The sequence below is a fragment of the Ruegeria sp. CDSA079 genome (assembly GCF_059612245.1).
The window spans coordinates 99,554-125,582 of sequence record NZ_JBXWQF010000004.1 but is presented as its reverse complement, the minus strand read 5'-3'; the positions used below and the strand labels follow the sequence as shown (position 1 = coordinate 125,582).

Genomic DNA, 26,029 nt, shown 5'->3' with positions numbered 1-26,029 from the left:
CGATAATGGCTAGAGCAAAGTTTCTCTGCGACGCTGAACGCTGCATCGAGTGCAACGCCTGCGTAACCGCGTGTAAGAACGAGCACGAAGTGCCGTGGGGCATCAACCGCCGCAGGGTGGTGACGATCAATGACGGCAACCCGGGTGAACGCTCGATCTCGGTCGCCTGCATGCATTGCTCGGATGCGCCCTGTATGGCGGTGTGCCCGGTCGACTGCTTCTATCAGAACGAAGAAGGGGTCGTCCTGCATTCCAAGGACCTGTGTATTGGTTGCGGCTATTGCTTCTACGCGTGCCCCTTTGGCGCACCGCAATATCCGCAGGCGGGCAACTTCGGATCGCGTGGCAAGATGGACAAATGTACCTTCTGTGCCGGCGGCCCCGAGGAAACGCACTCGACCGCAGAGTTCGCCAAATATGGTCGCAACCGGATCGCTGAGGGCAAACTGCCCATCTGCGCCGAGATGTGTTCCACCAAGGCCCTGCTTGCCGGTGACGGCGACGTAGTATCCGCAGTCTACCGCGAACGCGTCGTGGCGCGCGGGTTTGGCTCGGGCGCGTGGGGTTGGGGCACAGCCTACGACCAGAAAGACGGTTAAGACCGCTTTTTCGTGAACCAAACAGGCGACCCGCATCCGTGGGTCGCCTGATCAGGGGTTTTGACCGAGGTTCAGATGTTCCGCTTACTCATCGCATTGCTGTTCACTTTCGGATTGGCACAGGCCACCGTTGGACAAACCGCCGAGACCGAGACCCCGCCCGCCTCGGACGAGCGCGCCACGACCGGAGGCGCAACAACGCTTGAGGATATCCTCGCGCGACAGCGGGGCGAAAAAGTGGATAACACCTATCGCTCGGAAAACACCGGCCAGGGCAATGTCGAAGGTCTTCTGGGCCAGTTTGGACCCAGAGGTGTGTCTTCGGACAGCGATGTCTACCGCGCGCTGCGCTTTGGGTCGGCGGATGTCACAGTGTCATCGCATGGCCCCGCTGACAGCGTTCTGATCCAGGATGGCGGCATGTGGTGGTGGGCCTTCCGCACTGGCCCCCTGCGCGAATACGGCACCTATATAATCGCCGGAATGCTGAGCATCATTGTTCTGTTCTTCCTAATCCGCGGCAAAATCCGCATCGACGGAGAGAAAACTGGCCGAACCGTCACCCGCTTTGACGGATTTGAACGCTTTGGCCACTGGCTGTTTGCAGGGTCGTTCCTGATCCTTGGCATCACCGGTCTGCTGACGCTTTATGGCCGCGACTTCCTGATCCCGATCTTCGGAAAAGAAGGCTTTGCTAGCATCGCTCAAAGTTGCAAGTGGCTGCACAACAATCTGGCTTGGGCTTTCATGCTGGGGTTGATCATCGTGACCGTGAATTGGATCGCGCACAACATCCCCAACCGTACTGACCTGAAATGGCTGGCCGCCGGTGGGGGGCTGTTTACCAAAGGCAGCCATCCGCCCGCCAAGAAATTCAACGCAGGCCAAAAGGTGATCTTCTGGGCCTGTATCCTGCTGGGCGTTTCGATCAGCGTGTCCGGGCTGTCACTGCTGTTCCCGTTCGAGCTGCCGATGTTCGCCAAGACGTTCACTGTTGCCAATGCCACCGGCATTCCACAGTTGCTGGGCCTGAACCTGCCCGTGCAGATGTCGCCGCAAGAAGAAATGCAATACGCGCAGATATGGCACGTCATGATCGCCTATGTCTTCATCGCCATCATCATTGCGCATATCTACCTCGGGTCCGTCGGGATGGAAGGCGCGTTTGATGCCATGGGTACTGGCGAGGTTGAAGAACAATGGGCCCGCGAGCATCACTCGCTGTGGTTGGAAGAGGTGCAGGAAAAAGAGGCTGGCAAGGCAGCGGCCTCACCTGCCGAATAGATGCGCTGGCTGATCTTTGCCTTTGCGGTGATCCCCCTGCCCGCGTGGTCAGAGTTCTTCACGCTCAAAGGCCATGGCGGGCCGATCATGGGGATCGCCACGGCACCAGACGGCCGGATCGCTACAGCCAGTTTCGACAACTCTGTCGGGCTATGGTCGAACCAGACGCCCGAATGGCTGGAAGGTCACGAAGCCGCCGTCAACGCGGTCGTCTTCAATGGCACAGCGATCTATTCCGCCGGAGATGATTTCACTTTGCGTCGCTGGCCGGGCGGAGAGATCGTTGGTCAGCACAAAGGCAAGATCGTTTCTGTGGCTGCTTCCAAAACTCATGTAGCAACGGCCAGTTGGGACGGCACCATCGGCTTATGGCCTGTCGATGGCACCGCCCCCACCCTATTCGGTCCTACGGGCAGTGGCGTGAACGCGGTCGTCTTTTCCCCGGATGGATCACAACTTTATTCCGCAGGTGTAGATGGCTCGTTGCGCCTGTGGGATGTTGATACCGGTGCGGAAACAGATCGTCTGGTTGAACACGGCTTTGGCATCAACGAATTGATTTTGAATGCGCAGGACAACTGGATCGCCTATGGCGCAGTGGACGGGGTGACGCGCATCCTCGATTTGACCACGGGCGAGGAACGCGACTTCACACTGGACCGCCGCCCGATCCTGGCCTTGGCGCTCAGCCCGGACCGAAGCCTTTTGGCTGTTGGCGACGGCGAAGGCTATATCATGACGATCGACACGACCGAATGGCGCATCACGCAGGATTTCCGTGCAACACTGCGCGGACCGGTCTGGGCGCTGTCATTCTCAGGTGATGGTCAGAACATTCACGCAGGCGGCATAGATGCAGCCATGTACAGCTGGCCTGTGGGCGAGCTGTCGGATCAACAGCAAATGGCCTCGACCGCGCCCAGTTTTCTGAAAGATCCCGAAGAGATGGAGAACGGAGAACGTCAGTTCGCCCGCAAATGCTCGATCTGCCATAGCCTGACACCCGACAGCGAACGCCGGGCGGGGCCCACACTGCATGGTATCTTTGGGCGGCCCGCAGGATCGCTGCCCGGATATTTATACTCGGATACGCTGCAAGACTCTGATATTGTTTGGAATGAACAGACAATAAATACCCTTTTCGATGAAGGGCCGGATCATTACATTCCGGGGTCGAAGATGCCGATGCAACGGATTGCAGAACAGCAGGACCGGGACGACCTGATCACCTTCCTGCGCCGTGCAACGGACGACCAGAACTGAACCGGAGGAGACTATGAAAGCCTTTTTTGCCGCGGTTGTCGCGATGGTCGTGATTACGGTCGCAGCCCCCTCTACGCTGGACCGGATCGGGTTCAGCGCTGCGGACACCACGTCTGGTTCAGCGGTGCGCCTGGACTGAATGTCTCAATATCTGACCACCCGCGAACTGGCCGATCTGCTGCGCATTGGCGAGCGGAAAGCCTATGATCTTGCCTCTTCGGGCGAGGTGCCGTGCGTGCGCGCCATGGGCAAGCTGTTGTTCCCCAGAGCCGAGATCATTGCCTGGCTCAACGCCTCGCGATCCGGCCCGCAGGTTGCCGAACCTCCCCTGCCTCCGATTGTTGCGGGCAGCCATGATCCTTTGCTGGACTGGGCATTGCGCGAAAGCGGATCGGGTCTGGCGACCTATTATGATGGCTCCTTCGACGGATTGACTCGGCTGAGCGACCGCAGCGCCCAGGCGGCAGTGTTGCACATCCACGAAGAGGGCGGATTCAACACCAAATCCCTGCGCGACGCGTTGGGCGAAGCCCCGGTGATCCTCTATGAAGTCGCCCGGCGCGAGCGCGGGCTGCTGCTTGCCCCAGGCGTTTCGGACATCAAATCCTTCGAAGATCTCAAATCGCGCCGCGTCATCCTGCGTCAGAACAGTGCAGCCAGCCAACACCTGTTTGATGCCCAACTTTCAGCCCACGACATGAGCCGAGATGATCTGGATATCCGCCCTGGCTGTGCGCGCACCGAAGAGGAACTGGCCATCGCCCTACACGATCAAAAGGCCGAGGCTGGCTTTGGTCTGGGTGCTTTGGCCGGGCTTTACGACCTGGGCTTTGTCCCCACCCATTCCGAAAGGCTGGACCTGGCGATCTGGCGGCGGTCTTTTTTCGATCCACCAATACAAAAGCTGATGACGCTCTTGCATTCAGATCAGTTCGCACAGCGCGCCCAGGAATTTGGTGGCTATGATCTGTCGGGAACCGGCACCATTCACCACAATGGTGCCAGTGAGTGATCCCCTCACCACTTCATCTTTTCAAAAATACTCACCCTAAAAGGGTTGGCCGCAGTCCGACCTATTGGGCATTAGGGAAAAACACCTGCTGTCCCTCAAGCCGGAAGGATGCAATCGCCTCCTGCCCATCCGGCCCGGTCAGCCAGTCAATAAAACGCTGACCGGAAGCCGCCCTCACGTGATGGTGCTTGTCAGGGTTCACAAGGATCACACCGTATTGATTGAACAGGCGCGGATCGTCCTCGACCAATACCTCAAGATTGCCCCGGTTGCCAAAGGACAGCCACGTGGCCCGGTCTGTCAGCGTATAGGCGTCCATTCCGCTGGCCACGTTCAGGGTTGCGCCCATGCCCGATCCGGTTTCACGATACCACGCACCCGAGGCACCCATTGGATCAAGCCCCGCAGCCGACCAATGGCTCAGCTCGGCCTTATGCGTCCCACTGTCATCGCCACGTGATGCAAAGGGGGCTTCAGCCTCTGCAATGGCAGTCAAAGCAGCCAGAATGTCGGTTCCTCCACGAATTTCGGCCGGATCCGATTTTGGGCCGACCAGAACAAAATCGTTGTACATCAGGTCTTTGCGTTCAACGCCCCAGCCGTCTGCGACAAATTTCTCCTCGGCGGGCTTGGCATGGACCAGCAGTACATCGCCGTCCCCATTGATCGCATTGCGAATGGCCTGACCTGTTCCCACCGCAACAACCCGCACGTCTATGCCGGACTCGGCTTCGAACCACGGCAGAATATACTCCAATAACCCAGAGTTCTGCGTCGATGTCGTGGATTGGACGACGATGAACGGCGTTTCCGCCGAAACCGCCCCTGCCGTTAAGCCAAGTGCCACTGCTGCTGCCCGAATAGCTGCCCGGAACATCATATTCTCCGTCTTTTCTTTTTAAGTAACCAGCCCACCCGCCAGATAGCGACGCGATGCCTCGCTTTCGGGGGCATCCAATACCTGTTTCGCAGACCCATGTTCGACCACATGTCCGCCCTGCATCATGACTATGTCAGCGGCCAACCGCCGTGCCTGCCCGATGTCGTGCGTCACCATCACGATCCGCACCCCACGTGACGAGGCGCGCTGGATCATCCGTTCGATCATCTGAGTGGCGCTTGGGTCCAGGGCGCTGGTGGGTTCATCCAGAAACAGGGTTTCAGGGCCTGTCGCCAAGGCGCGCAGAATCGCCAGCCGCTGCGCCTCGCCCCCGGACAGAGATCGTGCAGATTGTCGGGCTTTGTCCTCCAGCCCGCCCTCGGCCAGCAATTCGGCAATCCGGGTTTTGCGCGCGTCACGTGCCATCTTCTGTCGTCTTAGGACAAAGTCCAGATTGGCCGAAACCGAACGCCGCAGAAGAACCGGTTGCTGAAACACCATGGCCTGTCGTGCCGTGTGAACGGGACCCAAGGGTGCACCATCCTGAATGACCCGCCCCTGATCCGGGCTGATCAACCCGTGCAAACACCGCAACAACAGACTTTTACCCGCGCCATTTGGTCCCAGCAACAGCGTTGGTCCCGGCCCATCCAGCGTCAGATCAGCAACATCCAGCAAAGCCCTGCCGTTGCGGCGGATCTGAAGGCCGCGCACCTGCAGACACTTCGTCATGTCGCAAAGCAAATCACGCATGGCGCAAGCCCTCCTGTTCGGCCCGCAGACTGGCGGCGCTGACCATGGCGTTTACCACCACCGCAATCCCGATCAGGATTGCCCCCAAGGCCAGTGCCAGCGCGAGATTGCCTTTCGACGTCTCAAGAGCAATCGTTGTCGTCATAACACGCGTAACATGGTTGATATTGCCGCCCACGATGATGACCGCACCCACCTCGGCAATTGCACGTCCAAACCCGGCCAACAAGGCCGTGACCAAAGCCAGGCGTGCGTCCCACAGCAGCACAGGAACCGATGCAAGGCGCGACACGCCCAGGGATCGCAACTGTTCGGAATACTCCTCGGCCAGCATTTCGATCACTTGCCGGGTCAGCGCGGCAACGATCGGCGCGACCAGAACCACCTGCGCGATGATCATGGCCGTCGGGGTATACAAAAGCTCAAGCACTCCCAAGGGGCCGGAACGGGACAACATCAGATAGACCAGCAGTCCAACGACGACGGGCGGGAACCCCATTAGCGCATTCATCAGCACGATCAACGAGCGCCGTCCAGGGAACCGGGCGACAGCCAAAGCCGCACCGACAGGCATCCCGATCAGGGCAGAAATCAGCACCGCAAACACGGATACTTTCAGGGACAAAAGCACAATCGCCCAAAGCTCTGAGTCTCCTTCGAAGATCAAAGCAATCGACAAGCTGAATTCTGATGCAAATCCCTGCATTTTCTACCGCATGATCTGCATTTCGTACGAAATGCGTTAATTTACAAGCAAATACTACTCTGATTTTCAATCGAGTACAGACACAAATCCGGCATCCAAAATGAAAAACGCGGCCCCGATCGGGGCCGCGCCAAAATCGTTCGAATTATCGGATTGCGTTAGTTCAACGCCGCATCCGTGATCTGGTGCGTCCAGGCGCCGTCTGGCTCTTTGGTGATCGCCGGGTTCTCTGCGGAAACAGCTGACAGCAGTGTTTTTACGGTCTGGTCATAATCGGCAGGATCCAATGCACCGTCCGATCCTTCGATCAGCTTTGCAACTTCACCCATCATATAGACCTGATGGTCCAATTCCTGCGCGCCGGTCTCATCGAATTCCAGCACGATTTCGGCGGCCTCTTCCTGGTTTTCAGCCGCGTATTTCCAGCCTTTCATCGAGGCCCGAACAAAACGCTCCATCTTGTCGACGAAGGCGGGGTCGCTCAGGTTCTCTTCCATGACATAAAGGCCATCTTCAAGCATCCCGAAACCCATCTGAAGATAGTTGAACGTCACCAGCTCTTCAGGAGTGATACCGGCCTGAAGGATCTGGCGGTACTCGTTGTAAGTCATGGTGGAAATGCAATCCGCCTGCCCCTGGATCAGAGGATCTGCAGAAAACGCCTGTTTCAAAACAGTGACGCCGTTATCATCTGCGCCGTCCGTTTCGATGCCCAAGGACGCCATCCAGGCGTAGAACGGATATTCATTGCCAAAGAACCAAACACCCATGGTGCGGCCGGGGAAATCCTCGGGCGTTTCGACGCCGGTGGATTTCAGGCAGTTGACCTGAAGACCGCCCGTTTTAAACGGTTGTGCGATATTCACCAGCGGAACGCCGCGCTCGCGCGCAGCCAAACCAGCAGCCATCCATGTGGTGATGACATCTGCACCGCCACCGGCAATGACCTGTTCCGGTGCGATGTCCGGGCCACCCGGTTTGATTGTGACATCAAGCCCTTCTTCGTCGTAGAAACCTTTCGCTTCCGCCACGAAGTAGCCGGCAAATTGCGCCTGCCCGACCCATTTCAACTGCAACGTCACTTCGTCCGCCGCTAGCGCCGTGCTGGCTGCCAAACTGAAGGCGGCAACCGCCCCGCTAAGTAGCTTGTTCATCTTCATATCTCCTAGTTGCTTATGGTTGCCTCGTTTTCGAGGTCTGTTGAGTTATTCCTTTTCCTATCCACGTTGTGACGGGTGCCAGAACGTCACGACCTTCTCGATGCCTGCGACAAGGCCGTAAAAGGCGGTACCGGCAAGCGCAGCCACCACGATCTCGGCCCAGACCATATCAAGCGACAGCTGACCGACGCTGGTCGAAATCCGAAAGCCCATCCCCACGATTGGCGAGCCAAAGAATTCTGCCACAATGGCACCAATCAAAGCCAAAGTTGTCGAAATCTTCAACCCATTGAAAATGAAAGGCATCGCCGCAGGCAAACGAAGTTTCAGAAAACTCTGCCAGTAGGTTGCAGCATAAGTCTCCATCAAGTCGCGCTGCATCGCGGTGGCTTCACGCAGCCCGGCCACGGTGTTGACCAGCATCGGAAAGAACACCATCACAACAACCACCGCCGCTTTGGAATGCCAATCAAACCCGAACCACATGACCAGGATAGGTGCCGTGCCGACGATGGGAAGTGCCGCCACGAAGTTCCCGACAGGCAAAAGGCCGAGGCGCAGGAAGTCCCACCGATCCACAGCAATGGCCATAAGGAATGCTGCTCCGCACCCGATGACATAACCGCTGAGCGCACCCTTCAGGATTGTCTGAACAAAATCCGCCCAAAGAATGCCCAGGCTATCGGCAAAGCGCAGCGCGATGGCAGAGGGCGCAGGCAGGATAACCAACGGTACCTCAAGTCCGCGGACCAACAACTCCCACGCGCCGACAACGGTCAGCCCGAAAATCACCGGTGCCAGAAAGCGAACGAACTGGCTGTTTGCCTGAGGACCACTGGCCAGCCGGGTGTTCAGCCACCAGCCAAAAGCCCACAACAACAGAGCAAAGATAACCAATATCATTGTGCCATCCCCATCCGCTTCAGGACCATCCGTTCAATCACTCCGAGCAGTCCGACCAGACAGGCCGCCAGAATGGCCGCTGCAAACAGGGCCGACCAGATCTGAACCGTTTGGCCATAGTAGCTACCAGCCAGCAGACGCGCGCCCAGCCCGGCAACGGCCCCCGTCGGCAGCTCACCCACGATTGCACCTACCAGAGACGCCGCGATACCGATTTTCAATGACGTAAACAGGTAAGGCATCGACGCAGGCAGGCGCAGTTTCCAGAAACCCTGCGACCGGCTGGCACTATAGGTCCGCAACAGATCCAGCTGCATCGCATCGGGGCTGCGCAATCCTTTGACCATACCAACGACAACCGGGAAGAAGCTAAGATAGGCCGAGATGATCGCCTTGGGGATGATCCCCTGAACGCCAACCGAATACAGGACAACAATGATCATAGGGGCCAGCGCAATAATGGGGATCGTCTGGCTTACAATGGCCCATGGCATGACAGACAAATCCATCACGCGGCTATGAACGATCCCGACAGCCAGAAGGATGCCCAGGCCCGTACCGATCACAAAGCCAAGCATCGTCGCGCTGAGTGTCACCCAACCATGATAGATCAGCGACCGTTTCGAGGTGATCTTCTTCTCGACAGTCGTTTCCCACAGTTCAATCACGACCTGATGGGGTGATGGCAAACGGGGTTTTTTTTGCTCCCACGCGGCGGGGATCGCAAACGTGTTGTTTGCAACCAGCCCGAATTCCCCCAAGTCGCGGCGCGCGCTTGCAGTGGGCGGCTGAACCTCGGTCCCGCCCCGTTCAAGTTCACTCAGAACACCCTTGATGTTCATCGGAACACAGGCCGCGTACCAGATCAGGGCGATTACAGCGACAACAGTGAGAACGGCAAAGACCTGCTTCATGCGCGCCACTCCATGCGATAGACGGGCACAGTGTCCGGAGGTACAGGCGGTTCTTCTGCGGTCACTTCAAACCCTTCGCGGCGATAAAAGCGCTGCGCTGCCGTATTGGGTCTGTGTGTTGTCAGCCAGAGAAACTCTCTCCCCTCTTTAGCGATTTCGACAAACCGCTTGCCGATGCCTTGCCCAGTGCGGCTACAATACAGCGCGCCGATCTTCTGCTGCTCGGGATCAACAGACATATAGCAATCGACCGGATCACCGGCGACCCAGATTTCACGTCTGTCGAATGCATCGCCGATCAGGTTCGCCAGTTCTTCCACCGGCAGTTCCTCGGGCATCCAGTCTGTTTGCCTTGCCCAGTCATGAATGACCCTTGCGCAGGAAGTCACGTCACCTGGCACGGCGCGTCTGATCTTATCTGCGTTCAGTTCAGCCGTCATAGGAATGCCCCGCCCGCAGTCCATCCCTCACGCGATGCGCGACCTCGATGAATTCCGGTGTGTCACGAATGTCCAATGGCCGTTCTTTGGGCAGAGGGCTATCGATTACGTCCGTTATCCGCCCCGGTCTCGGGCTCATGACCACGATTTTGGTGCTCAGATACACGGCTTCGGGGATCGAATGCGTCACGAACCCAATCGTCTTTTCGGTCCGCGCCCAGAGCGCCAGAAGCTGCTCGTTCAGGTGATCGCGCACAATCTCATCCAACGCGCCAAACGGTTCGTCCATCAGCAGGATGTCGGCATCGAAGGCCAGCGCCCGCGCGATACTGGCCCGCTGCTGCATCCCACCAGACAACTGCCAGGGGAACTTGCCTCCAAACCCAGCAAGATCAACAAGTTCCAAGACCTTGCTCACTCGTTCTTCCTGCTCGGCAGCAGAGTACCCCATAATCTCAAGAGGCAGCTTGATGTTCTTGGCGATTGTGCGCCATGGGTAAAGCCCAGCTGCCTGAAAGACGTACCCATATGCCCGGTTTCGACGCGCTTCATCGGGGGTCATGCCATTCACGGTCAGCGCCCCGCCCGTGGGCGTTTCCAGCGCAGCGATACACCGCAGAAACGTGGTTTTGCCGCATCCGGACGGCCCGATGAAGCTGACAAATTCGCCCTTGTCGATCGTCAGGTTCACGTCCTTGAGCGCGTGGATCGGGCCGTCGTTGGTTTGGAAGGTGAGGTCCAGCTGCCTTGCCTCGATGACGGGCTGGGTCGTGCTTTCAGTGTTCATTTTATTGCCTTGAAAAGAGTGTTGTCAGGGCCGCCTGCAAAGCGGCCCAAACGGATCAAACACCGGTCGCCGGAATGCCCGTCCGCTCAACGGGTCTTGGGGCTGTCAGCTCTTTCCACGTGCTCAAAGCCTTGTTGACGGTCGTGTTCGCCTCGCGCGCCACAAAGTCACCGTGACCTTCCTGCGTCCGGATCTCGCCATCGTGCACCGCCACGTGGCCTCGTGTCAGCGTAAAGCGTGGCAGACCTTTGACCTCTTTGCCTTCGAACACGTTGTAGTCGATCGAAGATTGTTGCACATCGGCGCGGATCGTCTTGGTTTTTTCAGGGTCCCAAACCACCAGATCCGCATCCGCACCAACAAGAACCGCCCCCTTTTTCGGATAGCAATTCAATATCTTGGCGATGTTAGTTGAAGTGACAGCTACAAACTCATTCGGTGTCAGACGCCCTGTATTCACCCCGTGGGTCCATAGCATTGGCATCCGGTCTTCAAGTCCTCCGGTCCCGTTCGGAATCTTGGTAAAATCGCCCACACCATAGCGCTTTTGCTCGGTGGTAAAAGCACAATGGTCTGTGGCCACGACACTCAGAGACCCAGACTGAAGACCGTTCCAAAGGCTGTCCTGATGCTGCTTGTTCCGGAATGGGGGGCTCATGACCCGGCGCGCTGCGTGATCCCAATCCTTATTGAAATATTCGCTCTCATCCAGTGTGAGATGCTGGATCAGAGGTTCCCCCCACACCCGTTTGCCCTGCATCTTGGCGCGCCGAATGGCCTCATGTGCTTCTTCGCAGGACGTATGCACTACATAAAGCGGAACCCCCGCCATATCGGCAATCATGATGGCCCGGTTCGTGGCCTCGCCTTCAACCTGCGGTGGGCGCGAATATGCGTGTGCCTCTGGTCCGGTATTGCCTTCGGCCAGCAGCTTGGCGCTTAGCTCGGCCACCACATCACCATTCTCGGCATGCACCATAGCAGTTCCACCTAGCTCGGCCAGGCGTTTAAAAGATGCAAACAGCTCATCATCATTCACCATCAACGCGCCCTTGTAGGCCATGAAATGCTTGAACGTGTTGATGCCACGCGTCTCGATCACTGTCTTGATGTCGTCGAAGACCTGTTCGCCCCACCATGTAACCGCCATGTGGAACGAATAATCACAATTCGCCCGTGTCGATTTGTTGTCCCAGCGCTTCAACGCATCCAGCAGGCTTTCGCCGGGGTTGGGCAACGCAAAATCCACGACCATCGTCGTGCCACCGGCCAAAGCCGCGCGTGTGCCGCTTTCGAAATCGTCACTGGAATAGGTGCCCATAAAAGGCATCTCCAAGTGGGTATGCGGATCGATCCCGCCCGGCATCACATAACAGCCGGTTGCATCCAGTTCCTTGTCCCCCCTCAGATCCATCCCGATCTCGGTGATCACATCCCCTTCGACCAGGACATCCGCTTTGTACGACAAATCCGCAGTGACGACTGTTCCGTTCTTGATAACTGTGCTCATTATAATCTCCCTGATGCGGTCTGCGCCGCTTGCTTCATCTGGCTAAAAATATCCCGGGGGAGTCGCCCGTCAGGCGACGGAGGCAGAGCCCCCTATTCCACGATCTCAGCCGTCTCGACGACTGCGTGCAACAGAACATCCGCCCCAGCTGAAGCCCACTCCTTGCTGATCTCTTCCGCCTCGTTATGGCTCAACCCGTCCACGCATGGGCACATGATCATCGCCGTCGGTGCCACCCGGTTGATCCAGCAGGCGTCATGCCCCGCGCCCGAGATGATATCTGTATGCGAATAGCCCAGCCGCTCGGCCGCGTCGCGCACGGCAGACACGCAATCGTCGTCGAATTTCACCGGATCGAACCCGCCGACCTTTTCGAACTCGATCTGTAAGCCCATGTCTTCCACGATATCTTCAGCTGCCACCCGCAGACGGTTCTCCATATCGGTGATGACGTCCAACTCGGGCGAGCGGAAATCGACCGTGAACACTGCCTTTCCGGGGATCACATTGCGCGAGTTCGGATACACATCGATATGACCTGCCGCCCCGACTGCGTGTGGCGCATGTGACCAGGCAATCTCGTCCACTTTCTCCAGAATACGCGCCATTGCCAGCCCGGCGTTCTTACGCATCGGCATCGGTGTTGAACCGGTATGGGCATCATTGCCGGTCACGGTGATCTGGGTCCAGCTCAACCCCTGCCCGTGTGTAACAACGCCAATATCCTTACCTTCGGCCTCCAGAATCGGGCCCTGTTCGATGTGCAGTTCAAAAAAAGCGTGCATCTTCCGCGCGCCGACTTCCTCATCACCGCGCCAGCCGATGCGATTGAGCTCATCACCGAATTTCTTGCCCTCGGCATCCTCGCGCTCATACGCCCAGTCCTGCGTGTGCATTCCGGCGAACACCCCCGAAGACAGCATGGCGGGCGCATAGCGCGTGCCTTCTTCATTGGTCCAATTGGTCGCCACGATGGGATGCTTCGTCTTGATCCCAAGATCGTTGAGGGTCCGGATGATTTCCAGCCCCCCTAAAACGCCCAGAACACCATCATACTTCCCGCCCGTCGGCTGCGTATCCAGATGCGATCCGACATAGACCGGCAGTGCATCCGGATCTGTCCCCTCGCGGTGTGCAAACATGTTACCCATCTGGTCCAAGCCCATGGAACAGCCTGCTTCCTCGCACCATTTCTGGAACAGGGCGCGGCCCGCGGCGTCCTCGTCGGTCAGGGTTTGACGGTTGTTGCCGCCGGCCACACCGGGGCCGATCTTGGCCATCTCCATCAAGCTGTCCCACAACCTGTCGCCATTGATCCTGAGATTCTGCGCCGGAGCTGCCATGTTCATCTTCCCTGCTTGCTTGCGATTTGGCTCGCTTTTGGTGTCTTGATTTGACCATCTGGTCAAACTCACGCTATCACGGGTTCGATATCAGTCAAGAAATTGCGCGGCACAGCTTGAATTTTCACTGAATTCCGCGCCTTTCGACAAAAAAAGAGACACGCCGAAAACATGCCGAAAGACCGCGCACCGACTCGCATTCAGAAAAAGAACCGCGCCGCGATCCTCGAGGCCGCCCTGAACGTGTTTTCAGCACACGGGTTTCGCGGATCGACCGTGGATCAAATCGCTATTGAGGCGGGGCTGAGCAAGCCAAATCTACTGTATTATTTCCCGTCGAAAGAGGCCATCCATACGGAGCTTTTGTCGAGCCTGCTTGAGACCTGGCTGGCCCCTCTGCACGACCTCGACGAAAATGGCGATCCGATGGAAGAAATCCTGTCCTACATCCAGCGAAAGCTGCAGATGAGTCAGGAACTGCCACGCGAAAGCCGCCTTTTTGCCAACGAACTGGTTCAAGGCGCGCCGCGTATCCACGAGGCTTTGTCCAATGACCTCAAAGAACTGGTCGATGAAAAAACCGTGATCCTAACGCGCTGGATGGATCAGGGAAAGATCGCGCGGCTGCACCCCTATCACCTGATGTTTTCGATCTGGGCGCTGACGCAGCATTACGCTGATTTCGAGGTTCAGGTGCGTGCGATTTTGGGCGAAGAGGATCCGTTTGAAGGTGCCGGTCCCTTTGTCGATACATTGTATCGAAAACTTCTGACCCCCTGAAAAAAGGGGCCGCAAAACCGGCCCCTTGGTAATCTGTTGCGATCCCTTTACTCAGCCGCCTTGGCCATCGGGTTGTTCGGATGCGTGGTCCAGTTTGCATAAGATGGCTGAACCTCTTTGCCTGTGCGCGGATCGACCTCGCCTGCTGCCATCTGCACCATCGAGATGCAATCTTCGACCGGGCAGACATCAACACAGAGGTTACAGGCGACGCATTCCTCGTCGATCACCTCGAACACCCGGTCCTCCGACATCGAAATCGCCTGGTGGCTGGTGTCTTCGCAGGCCGCATAGCAACGGCCACATTTGATGCACTGGTCCTGATCGATCTTCGCTTTGGCGATATAGTTCAGGTTCAGATACTTCCAGTCGGTGACATTGGGCACCGCACGACCGATCACCTCGTCAATGCTGGAATAACCTTTTTCATCCATCCATTCAGACAGACCCGCCGTCAACTCGTCGATGATCTTGAAGCCATAGGTCATCGCGGCAGTACAAACTTGAACATTGCCGCAACCCAGCGAAATGAATTCAGCCGCGTCGCGCCATGTGGTGACGCCGCCAATGCCCGAGATCGGCATGCCATGCGTGGCCTCAGCCCGCGCGATTTCGGATACCATGGACAGAGCAATCGGCTTCACCGCAGGGCCGCAATAGCCACCGTGGCTGCCTTTGCCGTCGATCGACGGCTCTGGGCTGAACGTGTCCAGATTGACGCTGGTGATCGAGTTGATCGTGTTGATCAGCGACACAGCATCCGCACCACCATTTCTGGCTGCCGCAGCTGGTTTGCGGACATCCGTGATATTCGGCGTTAGCTTCACGATGACAGGGCGATCATAGTATTTCTTGCACCAGCGCGTGACCATTTCGATGTATTCCGGCACCTGACCTACGGCTGAACCCATGCCACGCTCACTCATACCGTGGGGACAGCCGAAGTTCAGTTCGATCCCATCGGCGCCGGTTTCTGCGACGCGCGGCAGAATCGCCTTCCATGCCTCTTCCTCACACGGAACCATGATCGAGGCGATCAGCGCGCGATCCGGGTAGTCCGCCTTGACCCGCGCCATTTCCTCGAGGTTCACTTCCAATGGCCGGTCAGTGATCAACTCGATGTTGTTCAGGCCCAGCAACCTGCGGTCAGCCCCATAAATAGCGCCATAGCGTGGGCCGTTCACGTTCACGACCGGCGGACCTTCGGCCCCCAGCGTTTTCCAGACAACACCACCCCATCCGGCCTCGAAGGCACGTCGGACGTTATATTCCTTGTCGGTCGGCGGCGCTGAGGCCAGCCAGTAAGGGTTGGGGCTGGAAATGCCCAGAAAGTTTGTCGTCAGATCGGCCATGGCTTCTCCCTTCCCGGCTCAGCCGGATTTCTTGAATATCATTTCAGTCGGGCGGATGCGCCCGGCCTTTAGGTTTGTGACGTAGTTCTGGAACTTTTCGGGCGCCGTCTCGCCCATCATCAGGTGGATCCCCAGCGGCGCGGGGCCGCTTTCGGCAATTTTGGCAAAGACATCCTCGAAGAACTGTATCGCAAATTCGGTGCGGTCGGATTCGGTCTCAAGTTCAAGTCCCGCCGCTGCCGCTGCGTTTTTGTACACGTCTGGCGCGTGAACGAAGGAAGTCTCTGGCACAGTGGACCAGGGAAGCGGGAAAGCCAGCGGCTCATCCATGTCTCCGCCCATGACATCGAACAGGGCAAAGGTTCCACCCGTGGCGAGCGTCCGCGACACTTCGGCAAAAAGCCCAGTCTTATCCTTGATGTTCATGCCAACATGCATCATGACCGCAAGGTCAAATCCCGCGTCCGGCACCGGCATGTCCAATGCGCTGCCTACGTGAAAACTGGCCTTCTCGGAATGCCCGACCAGGTCGCTCAGCGCTGTAGCCGTTTCAACGAATTCCGGCGTCAGATCGATGCCGGTCACCGTTGAATCATAGCGATCCACGATGTACCTGGAGGTACCACCAATACCGCACCCGACGTCAAGAATGCGTGTTGCATGGGTCGGCGACAGTTGCCCAAACAGGTTGTCCGTCGCCAGAACGCCGCCCGTGTGGAACTCGTCCCCTGCCTTCAGATCGGCAACGGTGGCCGCATCGGGATCGATGCCGCTGGCCTCAAGCGCCGCGCGGACGCGTTCGGTCAGGGCACCGGTGGTATAATGTTGAGCAACAGCTTGTTCGATCTGGGACATGGGAATACCTCAGCAGCGAAAGGAATGGGGTGAGTACCCCACCCTATCACGAAACGAGCGTCGCGTGGATGTCCATCGCCGCGTCCCGACCTTCGGCAACTGCGGTCACAGTCAGGTCTTCCCCCCCCGCAGCGCAATCACCGCCTGCCCAGACCCCGGTCAAGGAGGTGCGACCAGCCCCGCTAACGGCGATCTTGTTGCCGTCCAGAGTCAGCCCTTCTGGCGCGCCTTCTAGCGTTTGACCGATGGCTTTGAGCACTTGATCTGCTGGCAGACGGATCGTCTCGCCAGTACCCGTGAGCTGACCGTTCTGGCTGGACGTATATTCCAGTTCGACCTCGGCTGCAGTTCCGTTGCCGTGTACAGCCACCGGCTGCACATTGGGCAGGATTCGAACGCCGTGCGAGGCCGCCAAATCCTGTTCATACCGGCTTGCGCCCATGGCGTCGCGACCTCGGCGGTACGCGATGGTAACGTGTTCAGCACCCAGCAGTTTGGACTTCACAGCCGCATCCACCGCTGTCATGCCCCCGCCAATGACAACAACATTTCGACCTACCGGCAGATTGGCGAGGTCGCTGGCCTGCCGCACGTCCGAGATGAAATCGACTGCCGCGCGCACGCCACCCTTGTCGACACCGCCTGCACGCAGGGCGTTTACGCCGACGAGACCGATGGACAGAAAAACCGCATCGTAGTTTTCGACAAGACCCTCCAGCGAGATGCTTTCACCCAGAACCGATCCGGTTTCAATCGCGATGCCACCTATTTTCAGCAGCCAGTCTACCTCGGCCTGCGCAAAGTCATTGGTCGATTTATAGGCAGCGATGCCATATTCGTTCAGCCCACCGGGCTTGGGTTTGCTTTCATGGATCACGACGTCATGGCCCAGCATCGCCAGCCGATGCGCACAGGCCAAACCTGCGGGCCCTGCCCCGACAACAGCCACTGTCTTGCCGGTCGAGGCCGCACGGTCGAACGGATGCGCACCCGAGGTCATGATGTCATCGGTCGCAAAGCGCTGCAGGCGACCGATCTCAACCGGTTTACCCTCGGCGGTTTCGCGAACACAGGCCTCTTCACATAGTGTTTCCGTCGGGCAGACACGGGCGCACATCCCGCCCAGAATGTTCTGTTCAAGAATAGTCCGCCCCGCCGATTGTGGCTGCCCGGCCTGAATCTGGCGGATGAACAGCGGAATATCGATATCCGTTGGACACGCGGTTACGCATGGTGCGTCATAGCAGAAATAACAGCGATCTGCGGCAACGGCGGCCTCGTGCGGGGCCAGCGGCGGATGCAGATCGGTGAAATTCGAGGTCAGCTCATCGCTTGAAAGCCGCCCGGAGACGATCCCGGGTGCCATCTGGCCCTGTGCCATCACTCTACTCCCTGTAGATATGTTTGTTATGCTCTCAGCTTGCCACAAAAAAAAATTTTATCAATTGGTAAAATTTATCAAAGGGTCAAAAATTTAAAAAACCGGGCCAAATGACCCGGATTACGTTTGGTTTTGTGTAATTTTGAGGCGGACGAGACCTCAGATCATGGTACCGAGGTGACCGGACTTGGTCCAAACCCGCGCGCCGAGCTGTCCTGCAATGGCCTGCGTTCGCGTACCCGGCGGCAAGCGCAGCCAGTCCCATTTCGCGAATTGCTCGCCCTTTTCGGCAAAGCCCCCGTCAATGACAAAGACCTCCATGCCTTGGTCGGCGTTCAACTCAATTGTGTCCCCTGCAGCCCAGCTTTGCACGTGAACATCTTCATGGTCGTCTTGGAACAGCTGCATATCATCTGCACCGTTGACAGACTTTCGCACCTCTGTCCGATCTTGAAGGTTGAACTGGTGGAGCTTGACCAGAATGGTCGCCCCTTCGGCTGCCGATGGCGTATGAGACGAAGTGGGCGGATTGCGCACGTAACTTCCGACAGGGAAATCCCCGGTTTCATCCTGAAAAACACCATCGAGAACCAGGTATTCCTCTCCACCATCATGCGTATGTGCTGAAAATGCACTTCCGGGGGCAAAGCGGACGATTGTCGTGGCACGGGCAACCTCGTCGCCGATGCGATCCAGCATTTTGCGCTCAACCCCTGCGGCTGGGGACGCCACCCATTCGGTTTCGTCAAAATGAACCGCAACCCGCTTGGTGAAATCTGCGTTGATCCGCATGTTCGCCCCTTTCATTTAGTGATCCTGATAGAAATGGGAACTTGCGATGAAGTTGCAAACTTTCGGCTTTTGACGGCTTGGGTTTGGTGTTGTACTCCGGGACGAAGGGTGCTGGGTCACGCACCCATCGGGAACGGGCGCAGATGCAAGCAAATCCACAGAAATTTAACATCGCCGTTGTCGGGCAAAACAATCGCCTGCAATACGAGGCCCTGTTATTTGCCGCATCGTTGCGCCACAGCTCACCCCAATTTGAAGGCAGGCTGTTTGTCGCCACGCCCAATCCCGGACCACGTTGGAGCCAGAACCCCAGCATTCAAGGCGAAGATGTTCTGAAGGCGCTGAACCAATTGGATGCCGAAATTTTGCCCTTCGACTCGCATGTCTTTGGCGAAAGTTATCCTTACGGCAACAAGATCGAGGCCCTGTTGGCCCTGCCAGAAGATGAGCCCTTTGTGTTCTTTGACACCGACACGCTGATCACCGGTGACATCTCAACCGTGCCCTTTGATTTCGACCATCCCGGCGCGTCGTTGAAGGTTGAGGGGACATGGCCAAAGCCAACGCTCTACGGCCCCGGATTCGACGGTATATGGCGGGCGCTGTATCAGCGGTTCGGGCTGGATTTCGAAGACTCGCTGGATACCAGCCAACCCCATGATTACTGGCGGCGGTATCTGTATTTCAACGCGGGCTATTTCTTCTACAAGTGCCCAAGAGTTTTTGGCGAGCGCTATCTGGACTATGCCAAAGCGATCCGAGATGAACATATTCCGGAACTGACGGGTCAAAATCTTGACCCGTGGCTGGATCAGGCCGCCCTTCCCCTTGTCATCCATTCGTTCGGCGGTGGTCGGGATGCGCTGCCCGACGGTCTGCTCGACGGCTCTGTCAGCTGTCACTACCGCCTATTCCCCATGCTCTACGCCCGTGAAAGTGATCACGTTATCGAGGTATTGGAAACCATTGTGGCACCGAACAAGGTCAAGAAGGTGCTCAAGCAATATGATCCGCTGAAAAAGCTGGTTCTGCAGGGGAAAGGCGCAAGAATCCGGGCCCTGTTTGATCAGGACAACCTGCCGCGACGCGAACAGGCCATCCGCAACACGATCAAAAGCAAAGGGCTTTGGCTGCGCTGACAGGATCGTTGTGCGCAAGCGGGCAATCGCCTACAGATTCAGCAACCCAAATTCCAACAGGAGATTTTCAAGATGTCTGACGGCCCCACTTACGGTTTCGACACGTTGCAGATTCACGCGGGCGCCCGCCCCGACCCGGCGACCGGAGCGCGCCAGACACCGATCTATCAGACCACGGCCTATGTCTTTCGCGATGCGGATCACGCCGCAGCCCTGTTCAACCTGCAAGAGGTGGGCTTTATCTATTCCCGCCTGACCAACCCAACCGTCGCTGTGTTGCAGGAACGCGTGGCGACGCTTGAGGGCGGTGTTGGGGCTGTTTGCTGCTCATCCGGTCACGCGGCGCAAATCATGGCGCTGTTCCCACTGATGGGACCGGGTTGCAACGTCGTCGCCTCGACCCGTTTGTATGGCGGTACAGTCACACAGTTCAGCCAGACCATCAAACGCTTTGGCTGGTCGGCTAAGTTTGTCGACACCGACGATCTTGACGCGGTGAAGGACGCTATCGACGAAAACACCCGTGCGGTGTTCTGCGAATCCATCGCCAACCCCGGAGGTTATGTCACCGATATCCGTGCCTTGGCGGACGTTTCTGATGCGGCTGGCATTCCGCTGATCGTCGACAACACCTCGGCCACGCCATACCTGTGCCGCCCGATCGAACTTGGTGCGACGCTGGTTGTGCATTCGACCACCAAGTACCTAACCGGCAACGGCACTGTTACCGGTGGCTGCATTGTGGATTCGGGCAAGTTCGACTGGTCCGCAAATGACAAGTTCCCCTCGCTCAGCGAACCGGAGCAGGCCTATCACGGTCTGAAATTCCACGAAACGTTCGGGCCCTTGGCCTTCACCTTCCACGGCATCGCCATTGGCCTGCGTGATTTGGGCATGACTATGAACCCCCAAGCCGCGCATTATACGCTGATGGGGATCGAAACCCTGTCGCTGCGGATGGAACGCCACGTCGAGAACGCCAAGAAGATCGCGGCCTGGCTGGAAGCTGATGATCGCGTGGATTACGTCACCTATGCAGGTCTGCCCTCATCGCCCTATCACGACCGGGTCAAGTCGCAATACAAACGTGGCGCTGGTGCCCTGTTCACCTTTGCGGTCAAAGGCGGGTACGACGCCTGTATCAAACTGGTCAACGCATTGGAGATCTTCAGCCACGTGGCCAATCTGGGCGATGCACGGTCGCTGATCATCCACTCGGCCTCGACCACCCACCGTCAGCTGACTCCGGAACAGCAGGAAGCTGCGGGTGCGGGTGCGGGTGTCGTGCGCGTGTCCATCGGGATTGAGGACGCGAACGACCTGATCGCGGATCTGGATCAGGCCTTGGCCAAAGCAAGCGCCTGACGATGGCCGGGCACGACACAAACGACCTTGGCCAACCTATCGGTTTGCCGGTTTCGGGTGACTTTCCGCGCCCGACACCGCCTTATACTCCGATGGAGGGTCGATATTGTTCTGTCGTGCCTTTGGACGTGAACAGACATGCGCCCGGACTGCTCCGGGCGTTTGCAAATGACAGGGATGGACGCAACTGGACCTACCTGCCCTACGGCCCGTTCGACAGCGAGCCGGAATTCGAAGATTGGGCCCGCGCCAACTGTATGGACGCAGATCCGATGTTCCATACTGTTCTGGATGGTGATGACGTGCCTCTGGGCATGGCCTCGTACCTAAGGATCGAGCCTGCAGCCGGAGCGATCGAGGTGGGACATATCCACTTCTCGCCCCTGCTTCAGCGCAAACCGCAATCCACCGAAGTCATGTATCTGATGATGAAGCGGGTGTTCGATGAATTGGGCTATCGCCGCTATGAATGGAAATGCGATGCGCTGAATGCACCATCCTGCAGCGCGGCAGCGCGGCTGGGGTTCACCTTTGAAGGAGTGTTCCGGCAGGCGACCCATTACAAGGGGCGCAACCGGGATACTGCGTGGTATTCGATTATCGATACCGAATGGCCGCGCGTTCGTGATGCTTTCGAAGCCTGGCTGTCGCCGGACAATTTTGACGCCGCGGGCCAGCAACGCACACCGCTGATGGCCCGCGCGAAGGATTAGTCTTAGTCCGAAATCTCGAATTCCATCGAGACGCTGACCGAGACTGAAACTTCCCCGCCCGCAACAGGGACCCCGCCTGCATCGGCCATGCTCATGGCGCGCATCTCTGCCATAGGGCGCACGCCAGCCGATTGTTCAGAGATCGTTTGCACCGGGCCAAGTGTTACACCAGCCGCCTGTGCCAACTGTTCCGCTTTGGCCTTGGCCTCGCCGACGGCTTCGGCACGGGCCTGCGCCTCCAACGGTTTTGAATCCTGCACACCAAAGCTCAGCCCGCCGAAATCATTGGCACCATCCTGAATGACCGCATCCATAATCTTCCCAAGCTGCGTCAGATCACGAACGCGCACAAAAACACGGTTCGAGGCAGTGAACCCTGTGATTTCGGGTTTTTCCCCATTCTGCCCGTGCCGCCCTGACCAGACCGGTGACAGTGACAAATCGCGGGTTTGAACGTCCCGGTCTTCGATTCCCATCTCGGTCAGTCGTGACAGGACCTTGGCAACCGCATCCGAAGTCGCCTGCATGGCTGCCCCGGCCTCTGCGTTTTCGTTGGTCACGCCCAGCGTGATCGTCGCCATATCGGGTGCTGTTTGCACGGTTCCGGTTGCATCCACTGTGATGCGACGTTCTTCCGCATGGGCCGCTCCTGCGGCTGTTGCTGCCATCATCGCAGCCAGAAAAGCGAATGTCTTCAAGGTTATCACTCCAATTTTTTCTACTTTAAGATGGGTTGGCGGACCGTCGCCATACAAGAGCAATCCCAGCCTTTTTCTTTCCCTCGGCGGGTTCCTGCTTTAATGTCGGTCTGCGAACGCAAAGTCGTTTGCATTGACGCTGATAATTATGGTTCTTCCGGAATATGAAACCCGCCTTTGCGTTGTCTTTTTCTGCAACCGGAATTTTTCTGCACCACCAATCCGAGGGCGATTGGTACGTTGTCGGCTCGATTCCGCTGGATGAGCAGGATCTGCCCGAGCAAATTCAGGCATTGCGGGAAAAAGCATTTGCCCTTGAAAACGACCTGAGTTGCAAGATCGTCCTGCCAGCGGATCAGGTTCGCTTTTTGGACGTCGAAACCGGTGACTTATCCGTCGCAGACCGAAAGGCGCGCGTTGAGGCAGCACTGGTCGAGGCGACCCCGTATTCTCTGTCCGACCTCAGCTATGACAGCCAGACCGAAGGTGACACAACTCATGTCGCTGTCGTTGCCAAAAAGACTCTGTCTGAGGCGCGGAACTTTGCCATAGGCCATGGCTTTGTACCAACGGTTTTCACCGCTGAAGAAAGCGCAGGCACCTTCCCACGCGAGCCGGTTTTCCTAGAGCAATCTGAGCAACCACTTGCAACGCAGCCCGCAGAGCCCAGTGAAACGGATTCGCCCGAAGAGGTTGCCCCCCTCGGCCTGCCTGCTCATCCCATCGCCGGTACGGCTGCACCGGATGCGTTTCGAGCGCCAGACAGCTCCCGCGCTGCACATGTTACCTCACAGCCCGCTTCCAAGCGTTACGCCATTCCGGCCTTTGCCGCCGTGATTCTTCTCGGCGGGGTTTTTGGCGCGTGGCTGGCCTCTGGCCCGACCGAGCAATCGGAGCGGACCGAGTTGAGCCCAGCCGCACCGGAAATATCGGCGCCTGAGGCCAAGGCAATCCCTGACCCCACATCCGAAATTGCTGCTGTCGAGCCGCAGCCAAGCACCCTCCCCGAACCAACCGCAGAAACGACCGAGGAACGCTTCGAACAGGCTGAGCCGAACCCAGTTGCACCGGACGTATCGGCACCCGAGCCCGAAGTCACCCCGGTGCCGACGCCTGAGGTTGCAGCTGTTGAACCCCAGCAAAGCACGCCGCCTGAACCACCAGTTGATGAGGCTGAGGAACAGCCCGAGCTGTCACCTACGGATGCGGCGATCCTCGAAGCGCTCAAGGTTGCACCAACAGCGGTCGAGCCGATTGCTCAGGATCCCGATGCTCCAAAAGATATCCTTGCCGTGACAGGGATTGACGTGGCACCCCCCGCTCCTTTGCAAGAGCCGGACGCCGTTGAGCCGGAAGACCTGTATCTGACATCCATCGACAAGTCCGATCTCTCCAATGATGCTGTCGCATTGCCGCCTTCCTCAAGTTTCGACACGGACGTGCCATTCAATCAAGAGGGACTGCCCAGTGTTGCAGGCACGCGGTTCGATCTGGATGATCAGGGGCTTGTTGTCGCCACGCCCGAGGGTGCATTGAGCCCCGACGGGATCACAGTATATCTGGGCCGCCCCTCCAAGGTCCCGCAACAAGCTCCGCTGCGGTTCGAGGAAGAGCCTGTTGTTGAAGAGGTCGATCAAAGGCTGGCTGGCCTCCGCCCCAAACCACGCCCCGACGATCTTGAAGAAACGTTCGAACGTCAGCAACTCGGTGGTCAATCGCGCGAAGAACTGGCTGGCAAGCGCCCCAAACCACGCCCCGAAGGTTTGGAAGCCCCTGAAGAGGTGGAAGTACCTGTCTCTGAGCTGGCCATCATGCGCGTCCCCCGACCCAAGGCGCGACCAGCAGGTCTGGTTGCGGCCAGACCGACCGTTGCAAAGCCGTCCACTCTGGCATCAACAGCGGCGCTGGATCAAAAGCCCGATGATGCAGGATCTTTTCAACCCAAGACGGTGGCACCCAAGATACCTTCGACCGCATCGGTCGCCCGACAGGCTACAATCGACAACGCCATCAACCTGCGTAAACTGAACCTGATTGGTGTTTATGGCACTCCGGCCAACCGTCGTGCCTTGGTGCGTCTGCCCAGTGGTCGGTACAAGAAACTGAAAGTCGGAGATCGCATTGACGGCGGGAAAGTCATCGCTATCAGCGACAGTGAATTGCGCTATCAGAAAAAGGGCCGCAACGTGACATTGGCGATGCCGCGCAGCTGATCGCGCGGTTCGACGTGACAAAAGATGCGCCGGGGCGTTTTAGGTTCCCGGCGCATTGTTCTTGGATCAGGCAGCGGAAATCTCACCGCTTTCGATCTGCTCACGCTCGATGGATTCGAACAGGGCCTGGAAATTACCTTCACCAAACCCGTCATCCCCCTTGCGTTGAATGAACTCAAAAAAGATCGGGCCGATTACGGTCTTTGAGAAGATCTGCAGCAGAATGCGGGTCTCGCCGCCGTCCACAACACCCTCACCGTCGATCAGGATGCCGTGCTTCATCATGCGATCCAGCGGCTCTTCATGATCCGTTACGCGATCTTTCGACATCTCGTAATAGGCGGGGTTCGGTCCAGGCATGAATTTCAAACCGTTCTCGGCAATTGCGTCGGTTGAGGCATAGATATCCTCGCTGCCGACAGCGATATGCTGGATGCCTTCGCCCTTGTACTTCTTGAGGTAGGATACAATCTGCCCGGTCTCACCCCGGTCTTCGTTGATCGGAATCCGGATTCGACCGCAGGGCGACGTCAATGCGCGGCTGAACAGGCCTGTGAACTTACCCTGAATGTCGAAGAAGCGAATTTCGCGGAAATTGAACAGATCACCATAGAACTCGAACCATTTGTCCATGTTGCCCGTGTAGACATTGTGGGTCAGGTGATCGAGGTAATAGAACCCTTCACCGCGCGGCTTGGATTCCTTGATCCACTCGAATTCCTGATTGTAGGGCGATGTATCGTAATACTGGTCGATGAAATAGATCAGTGACCCCCCAATGCCCTTGATCGCAGGAACATCCATCGTTTTATCGTCCGCATCATAGGGTTCGGCCCCTTTCGACACAGCGTGTTCATACGCTTTCTGCGCGTCGACGACGCGCCATCCCATCGCCGGGGCGCACGGGCCATGCTCGGCTACGAATTTGTCCGCAAAGCTGTCCGGGTCGGCATTCAGGACATAGGTGACATCCCCTTGCTGCCAGAGTTCAACCAACGGTTTATCCTTGTGACGGGCCACCAGGTCGAACCCCATCTTTGCGAACAGATCGCGCAGTTCCTGCGGTTCGGGATGGGCAAATTCAACAAACTCAAACCCGTCGGTCCCGGCGGGGTTTTCGTCGCTGATCACAGATTTCGGGGCGTTATGCGGGAATGGACCCATGGCGCGTCTCCTTTGAAGACCGG

The 26,029-nt window shown here is 57.7% G+C and carries 26 protein-coding genes; 10 read left to right on the top strand and 16 right to left on the bottom strand.

Annotated features, from left to right (window positions below; genetic code table 11):
* The first annotated feature begins 5 nt into the window (after positions 1-5).
* From fdh3B to AC2FJZ_RS05720, 5 genes are all read left to right on the top strand, one after another.
* The gene (gene fdh3B / locus AC2FJZ_RS05740) at positions 6-599 is read left to right on the top strand and encodes a formate dehydrogenase FDH3 subunit beta (protein WP_010439472.1); all 594 of its coding nucleotides are present in this window, start codon (positions 6-8) and stop codon (positions 597-599) included.
* A gap of 75 nt (positions 600-674) precedes the next feature.
* Positions 675-1,883: a formate dehydrogenase subunit gamma gene (locus AC2FJZ_RS05735; protein WP_496776456.1), complete on the top strand. Its 1,209-nt coding sequence runs from the start codon at positions 675-677 to the stop codon at positions 1,881-1,883.
* Positions 1,884-3,146: a c-type cytochrome gene (locus tag AC2FJZ_RS05730; protein WP_496776454.1), complete on the top strand. Its 1,263-nt coding sequence runs from the start codon at positions 1,884-1,886 to the stop codon at positions 3,144-3,146.
* Between the two features lie 13 nt (positions 3,147-3,159).
* A complete protein-coding gene (locus AC2FJZ_RS05725; protein ID WP_256364016.1) occupies positions 3,160-3,285 on the top strand; it encodes a hypothetical protein in 126 nt (41 codons plus the stop codon).
* On the top strand, positions 3,286-4,158 hold the full coding sequence (locus tag AC2FJZ_RS05720; protein ID WP_496776452.1) for a substrate-binding domain-containing protein: 873 nt from the start codon (positions 3,286-3,288) through the stop codon (positions 4,156-4,158).
* A 61-nt stretch (positions 4,159-4,219) separates the two neighbouring features.
* Here the strand turns inward: AC2FJZ_RS05720 and AC2FJZ_RS05715 are convergent, their stop codons facing one another.
* The 10 genes from AC2FJZ_RS05715 to AC2FJZ_RS05670 all read right to left on the bottom strand — a co-directional run bounded on the left by AC2FJZ_RS05715 (position 4,220) and on the right by AC2FJZ_RS05670 (position 13,554).
* Positions 4,220-5,035, bottom strand: coding sequence for an ABC transporter substrate-binding protein (locus AC2FJZ_RS05715; RefSeq protein ID WP_496776450.1), 816 nt, complete (start codon positions 5,033-5,035; stop codon positions 4,220-4,222).
* A gap of 21 nt (positions 5,036-5,056) precedes the next feature.
* Positions 5,057-5,791: an ATP-binding cassette domain-containing protein gene (locus AC2FJZ_RS05710; protein WP_496776448.1), complete on the bottom strand. Its 735-nt coding sequence runs from the start codon at positions 5,789-5,791 to the stop codon at positions 5,057-5,059.
* Entirely contained in the window at positions 5,784-6,497 is a 714-nt protein-coding gene (locus tag AC2FJZ_RS05705) for an ABC transporter permease (protein WP_496776446.1), read from the bottom strand. The genes AC2FJZ_RS05710 and AC2FJZ_RS05705 overlap by 8 nt, the downstream gene beginning before the upstream one ends.
* 158 nt (positions 6,498-6,655) lie before the next feature.
* Entirely contained in the window at positions 6,656-7,651 is a 996-nt protein-coding gene (locus tag AC2FJZ_RS05700) for an ABC transporter substrate-binding protein (protein ID WP_496673613.1), read from the bottom strand.
* Between the two features lie 63 nt (positions 7,652-7,714).
* Positions 7,715-8,560, bottom strand: coding sequence for an ABC transporter permease (locus AC2FJZ_RS05695; protein ID WP_496776444.1), 846 nt, complete (start codon positions 8,558-8,560; stop codon positions 7,715-7,717).
* Positions 8,557-9,474 carry an ABC transporter permease gene (locus tag AC2FJZ_RS05690; RefSeq protein ID WP_496673618.1) on the bottom strand — a complete coding sequence of 306 codons (918 nt, stop codon included), beginning with the start codon at positions 9,472-9,474 and terminating at the stop codon, positions 8,557-8,559. The genes AC2FJZ_RS05695 and AC2FJZ_RS05690 overlap by 4 nt, the downstream gene beginning before the upstream one ends.
* Entirely contained in the window at positions 9,471-9,914 is a 444-nt protein-coding gene (locus AC2FJZ_RS05685; protein ID WP_496776442.1) for a GNAT family N-acetyltransferase, read from the bottom strand. The genes AC2FJZ_RS05690 and AC2FJZ_RS05685 overlap by 4 nt, the downstream gene beginning before the upstream one ends.
* On the bottom strand, positions 9,904-10,701 hold the full coding sequence (locus AC2FJZ_RS05680) for an ABC transporter ATP-binding protein (RefSeq protein WP_496776440.1): 798 nt from the start codon (positions 10,699-10,701) through the stop codon (positions 9,904-9,906). The genes AC2FJZ_RS05685 and AC2FJZ_RS05680 overlap by 11 nt, the downstream gene beginning before the upstream one ends.
* A gap of 55 nt (positions 10,702-10,756) precedes the next feature.
* On the bottom strand, positions 10,757-12,211 hold the full coding sequence (gene hydA / locus AC2FJZ_RS05675; RefSeq protein WP_496776438.1) for a dihydropyrimidinase: 1,455 nt from the start codon (positions 12,209-12,211) through the stop codon (positions 10,757-10,759).
* Positions 12,212-12,303: 92 nt separating this feature from the next.
* Positions 12,304-13,554, bottom strand: a complete 1,251-nt coding sequence (locus tag AC2FJZ_RS05670; RefSeq protein ID WP_496776602.1) for a Zn-dependent hydrolase — start codon at positions 13,552-13,554, stop codon at positions 12,304-12,306.
* A 171-nt stretch (positions 13,555-13,725) separates the two neighbouring features.
* Between AC2FJZ_RS05670 and AC2FJZ_RS05665 the strand changes: the two genes are divergently transcribed.
* Positions 13,726-14,334 carry a TetR family transcriptional regulator C-terminal domain-containing protein gene (locus AC2FJZ_RS05665; protein ID WP_050603624.1) on the top strand — a complete coding sequence of 203 codons (609 nt, stop codon included), beginning with the start codon at positions 13,726-13,728 and terminating at the stop codon, positions 14,332-14,334.
* Positions 14,335-14,381: 47 nt separating this feature from the next.
* Here the strand turns inward: AC2FJZ_RS05665 and preA are convergent, their stop codons facing one another.
* The 4 genes from preA to AC2FJZ_RS05645 all read right to left on the bottom strand — a co-directional run bounded on the left by preA (position 14,382) and on the right by AC2FJZ_RS05645 (position 18,714).
* Positions 14,382-15,686: an NAD-dependent dihydropyrimidine dehydrogenase subunit PreA gene (preA, locus tag AC2FJZ_RS05660; RefSeq protein ID WP_050603625.1), complete on the bottom strand. Its 1,305-nt coding sequence runs from the start codon at positions 15,684-15,686 to the stop codon at positions 14,382-14,384.
* An 18-nt stretch (positions 15,687-15,704) separates the two neighbouring features.
* The gene (locus AC2FJZ_RS05655; protein WP_496776437.1) at positions 15,705-16,541 is read right to left on the bottom strand and encodes a methyltransferase domain-containing protein; all 837 of its coding nucleotides are present in this window, start codon (positions 16,539-16,541) and stop codon (positions 15,705-15,707) included.
* Positions 16,542-16,587: 46 nt separating this feature from the next.
* Complete coding sequence (locus tag AC2FJZ_RS05650; protein WP_496776434.1) at positions 16,588-17,922, bottom strand: NAD(P)-dependent oxidoreductase; 1,335 nt, start codon at positions 17,920-17,922, stop codon at positions 16,588-16,590.
* 159 nt (positions 17,923-18,081) lie between these two features.
* The gene (locus AC2FJZ_RS05645; RefSeq protein WP_496776601.1) at positions 18,082-18,714 is read right to left on the bottom strand and encodes a cupin domain-containing protein; all 633 of its coding nucleotides are present in this window, start codon (positions 18,712-18,714) and stop codon (positions 18,082-18,084) included.
* A 143-nt stretch (positions 18,715-18,857) separates the two neighbouring features.
* Here AC2FJZ_RS05645 and AC2FJZ_RS05640 point away from each other — a divergent pair, with 143 nt between their 5' ends.
* The 3 genes from AC2FJZ_RS05640 to AC2FJZ_RS05630 all read left to right on the top strand — a co-directional run bounded on the left by AC2FJZ_RS05640 (position 18,858) and on the right by AC2FJZ_RS05630 (position 21,931).
* Positions 18,858-19,853: a GT-B fold glycosyltransferase domain-containing protein gene (locus AC2FJZ_RS05640; protein WP_496776432.1), complete on the top strand. Its 996-nt coding sequence runs from the start codon at positions 18,858-18,860 to the stop codon at positions 19,851-19,853.
* A 72-nt stretch (positions 19,854-19,925) separates the two neighbouring features.
* Entirely contained in the window at positions 19,926-21,218 is a 1,293-nt protein-coding gene (locus AC2FJZ_RS05635; protein ID WP_496776430.1) for an O-acetylhomoserine aminocarboxypropyltransferase/cysteine synthase family protein, read from the top strand.
* Between the two features lie 2 nt (positions 21,219-21,220).
* Positions 21,221-21,931, top strand: coding sequence for a GNAT family N-acetyltransferase (locus tag AC2FJZ_RS05630; RefSeq protein WP_496776428.1), 711 nt, complete (start codon positions 21,221-21,223; stop codon positions 21,929-21,931).
* A gap of 2 nt (positions 21,932-21,933) precedes the next feature.
* Here AC2FJZ_RS05630 and AC2FJZ_RS05625 read toward each other — a convergent pair whose 3' ends face one another.
* Entirely contained in the window at positions 21,934-22,638 is a 705-nt protein-coding gene (locus tag AC2FJZ_RS05625) for an SIMPL domain-containing protein (protein WP_496673649.1), read from the bottom strand.
* Between the two features lie 155 nt (positions 22,639-22,793).
* Here AC2FJZ_RS05625 and AC2FJZ_RS05620 point away from each other — a divergent pair, with 155 nt between their 5' ends.
* Positions 22,794-24,842, top strand: coding sequence for a hypothetical protein (locus tag AC2FJZ_RS05620; RefSeq protein WP_496776426.1), 2,049 nt, complete (start codon positions 22,794-22,796; stop codon positions 24,840-24,842).
* A gap of 66 nt (positions 24,843-24,908) precedes the next feature.
* Here the strand turns inward: AC2FJZ_RS05620 and hppD are convergent, their stop codons facing one another.
* On the bottom strand, positions 24,909-26,006 hold the full coding sequence (gene hppD, locus AC2FJZ_RS05615) for a 4-hydroxyphenylpyruvate dioxygenase (protein ID WP_496673654.1): 1,098 nt from the start codon (positions 26,004-26,006) through the stop codon (positions 24,909-24,911).
* Positions 26,007-26,029 lie beyond the last annotated feature (23 nt).

Bases quoted from the DNA above. Each gene is read 5' to 3' on its own strand.
- fdh3B (WP_010439472.1), top strand. From the start codon at position 6: ATGGCTAGAGCAAAGTTTCTCTGCGACGCTGAACGCTGCATCGAGTGC.
- AC2FJZ_RS05735 (WP_496776456.1), top strand. From the start codon at position 675: ATGTTCCGCTTACTCATCGCATTGCTGTTCACTTTCGGATTGGCACAG.
- AC2FJZ_RS05730 (WP_496776454.1), top strand. From the start codon at position 1,884: ATGCGCTGGCTGATCTTTGCCTTTGCGGTGATCCCCCTGCCCGCGTGG.
- AC2FJZ_RS05725 (WP_256364016.1), top strand. From the start codon at position 3,160: ATGAAAGCCTTTTTTGCCGCGGTTGTCGCGATGGTCGTGATTACGGTC.
- AC2FJZ_RS05720 (WP_496776452.1), top strand. From the start codon at position 3,286: ATGTCTCAATATCTGACCACCCGCGAACTGGCCGATCTGCTGCGCATT.
- AC2FJZ_RS05715 (WP_496776450.1), bottom strand. From the start codon at position 5,035: ATGTTCCGGGCAGCTATTCGGGCAGCAGCAGTGGCACTTGGCTTAACG.
- AC2FJZ_RS05710 (WP_496776448.1), bottom strand. From the start codon at position 5,791: ATGCGTGATTTGCTTTGCGACATGACGAAGTGTCTGCAGGTGCGCGGC.
- AC2FJZ_RS05705 (WP_496776446.1), bottom strand. From the start codon at position 6,497: ATGCAGGGATTTGCATCAGAATTCAGCTTGTCGATTGCTTTGATCTTC.
- AC2FJZ_RS05700 (WP_496673613.1), bottom strand. From the start codon at position 7,651: ATGAACAAGCTACTTAGCGGGGCGGTTGCCGCCTTCAGTTTGGCAGCC.
- AC2FJZ_RS05695 (WP_496776444.1), bottom strand. From the start codon at position 8,560: ATGATATTGGTTATCTTTGCTCTGTTGTTGTGGGCTTTTGGCTGGTGG.
- AC2FJZ_RS05690 (WP_496673618.1), bottom strand. From the start codon at position 9,474: ATGAAGCAGGTCTTTGCCGTTCTCACTGTTGTCGCTGTAATCGCCCTG.
- AC2FJZ_RS05685 (WP_496776442.1), bottom strand. From the start codon at position 9,914: ATGACGGCTGAACTGAACGCAGATAAGATCAGACGCGCCGTGCCAGGT.
- AC2FJZ_RS05680 (WP_496776440.1), bottom strand. From the start codon at position 10,701: ATGAACACTGAAAGCACGACCCAGCCCGTCATCGAGGCAAGGCAGCTG.
- hydA (WP_496776438.1), bottom strand. From the start codon at position 12,211: ATGAGCACAGTTATCAAGAACGGAACAGTCGTCACTGCGGATTTGTCG.
- AC2FJZ_RS05670 (WP_496776602.1), bottom strand. From the start codon at position 13,554: ATGGCAGCTCCGGCGCAGAATCTCAGGATCAATGGCGACAGGTTGTGG.
- AC2FJZ_RS05665 (WP_050603624.1), top strand. From the start codon at position 13,726: ATGCCGAAAGACCGCGCACCGACTCGCATTCAGAAAAAGAACCGCGCC.
- preA (WP_050603625.1), bottom strand. From the start codon at position 15,686: ATGGCCGATCTGACGACAAACTTTCTGGGCATTTCCAGCCCCAACCCT.
- AC2FJZ_RS05655 (WP_496776437.1), bottom strand. From the start codon at position 16,541: ATGTCCCAGATCGAACAAGCTGTTGCTCAACATTATACCACCGGTGCC.
- AC2FJZ_RS05650 (WP_496776434.1), bottom strand. From the start codon at position 17,922: ATGGCACAGGGCCAGATGGCACCCGGGATCGTCTCCGGGCGGCTTTCA.
- AC2FJZ_RS05645 (WP_496776601.1), bottom strand. From the start codon at position 18,714: ATGCGGATCAACGCAGATTTCACCAAGCGGGTTGCGGTTCATTTTGAC.
- AC2FJZ_RS05640 (WP_496776432.1), top strand. From the start codon at position 18,858: ATGCAAGCAAATCCACAGAAATTTAACATCGCCGTTGTCGGGCAAAAC.
- AC2FJZ_RS05635 (WP_496776430.1), top strand. From the start codon at position 19,926: ATGTCTGACGGCCCCACTTACGGTTTCGACACGTTGCAGATTCACGCG.
- AC2FJZ_RS05630 (WP_496776428.1), top strand. From the start codon at position 21,221: ATGGCCGGGCACGACACAAACGACCTTGGCCAACCTATCGGTTTGCCG.
- AC2FJZ_RS05620 (WP_496776426.1), top strand. From the start codon at position 22,794: ATGAAACCCGCCTTTGCGTTGTCTTTTTCTGCAACCGGAATTTTTCTG.
- hppD (WP_496673654.1), bottom strand. From the start codon at position 26,006: ATGGGTCCATTCCCGCATAACGCCCCGAAATCTGTGATCAGCGACGAA.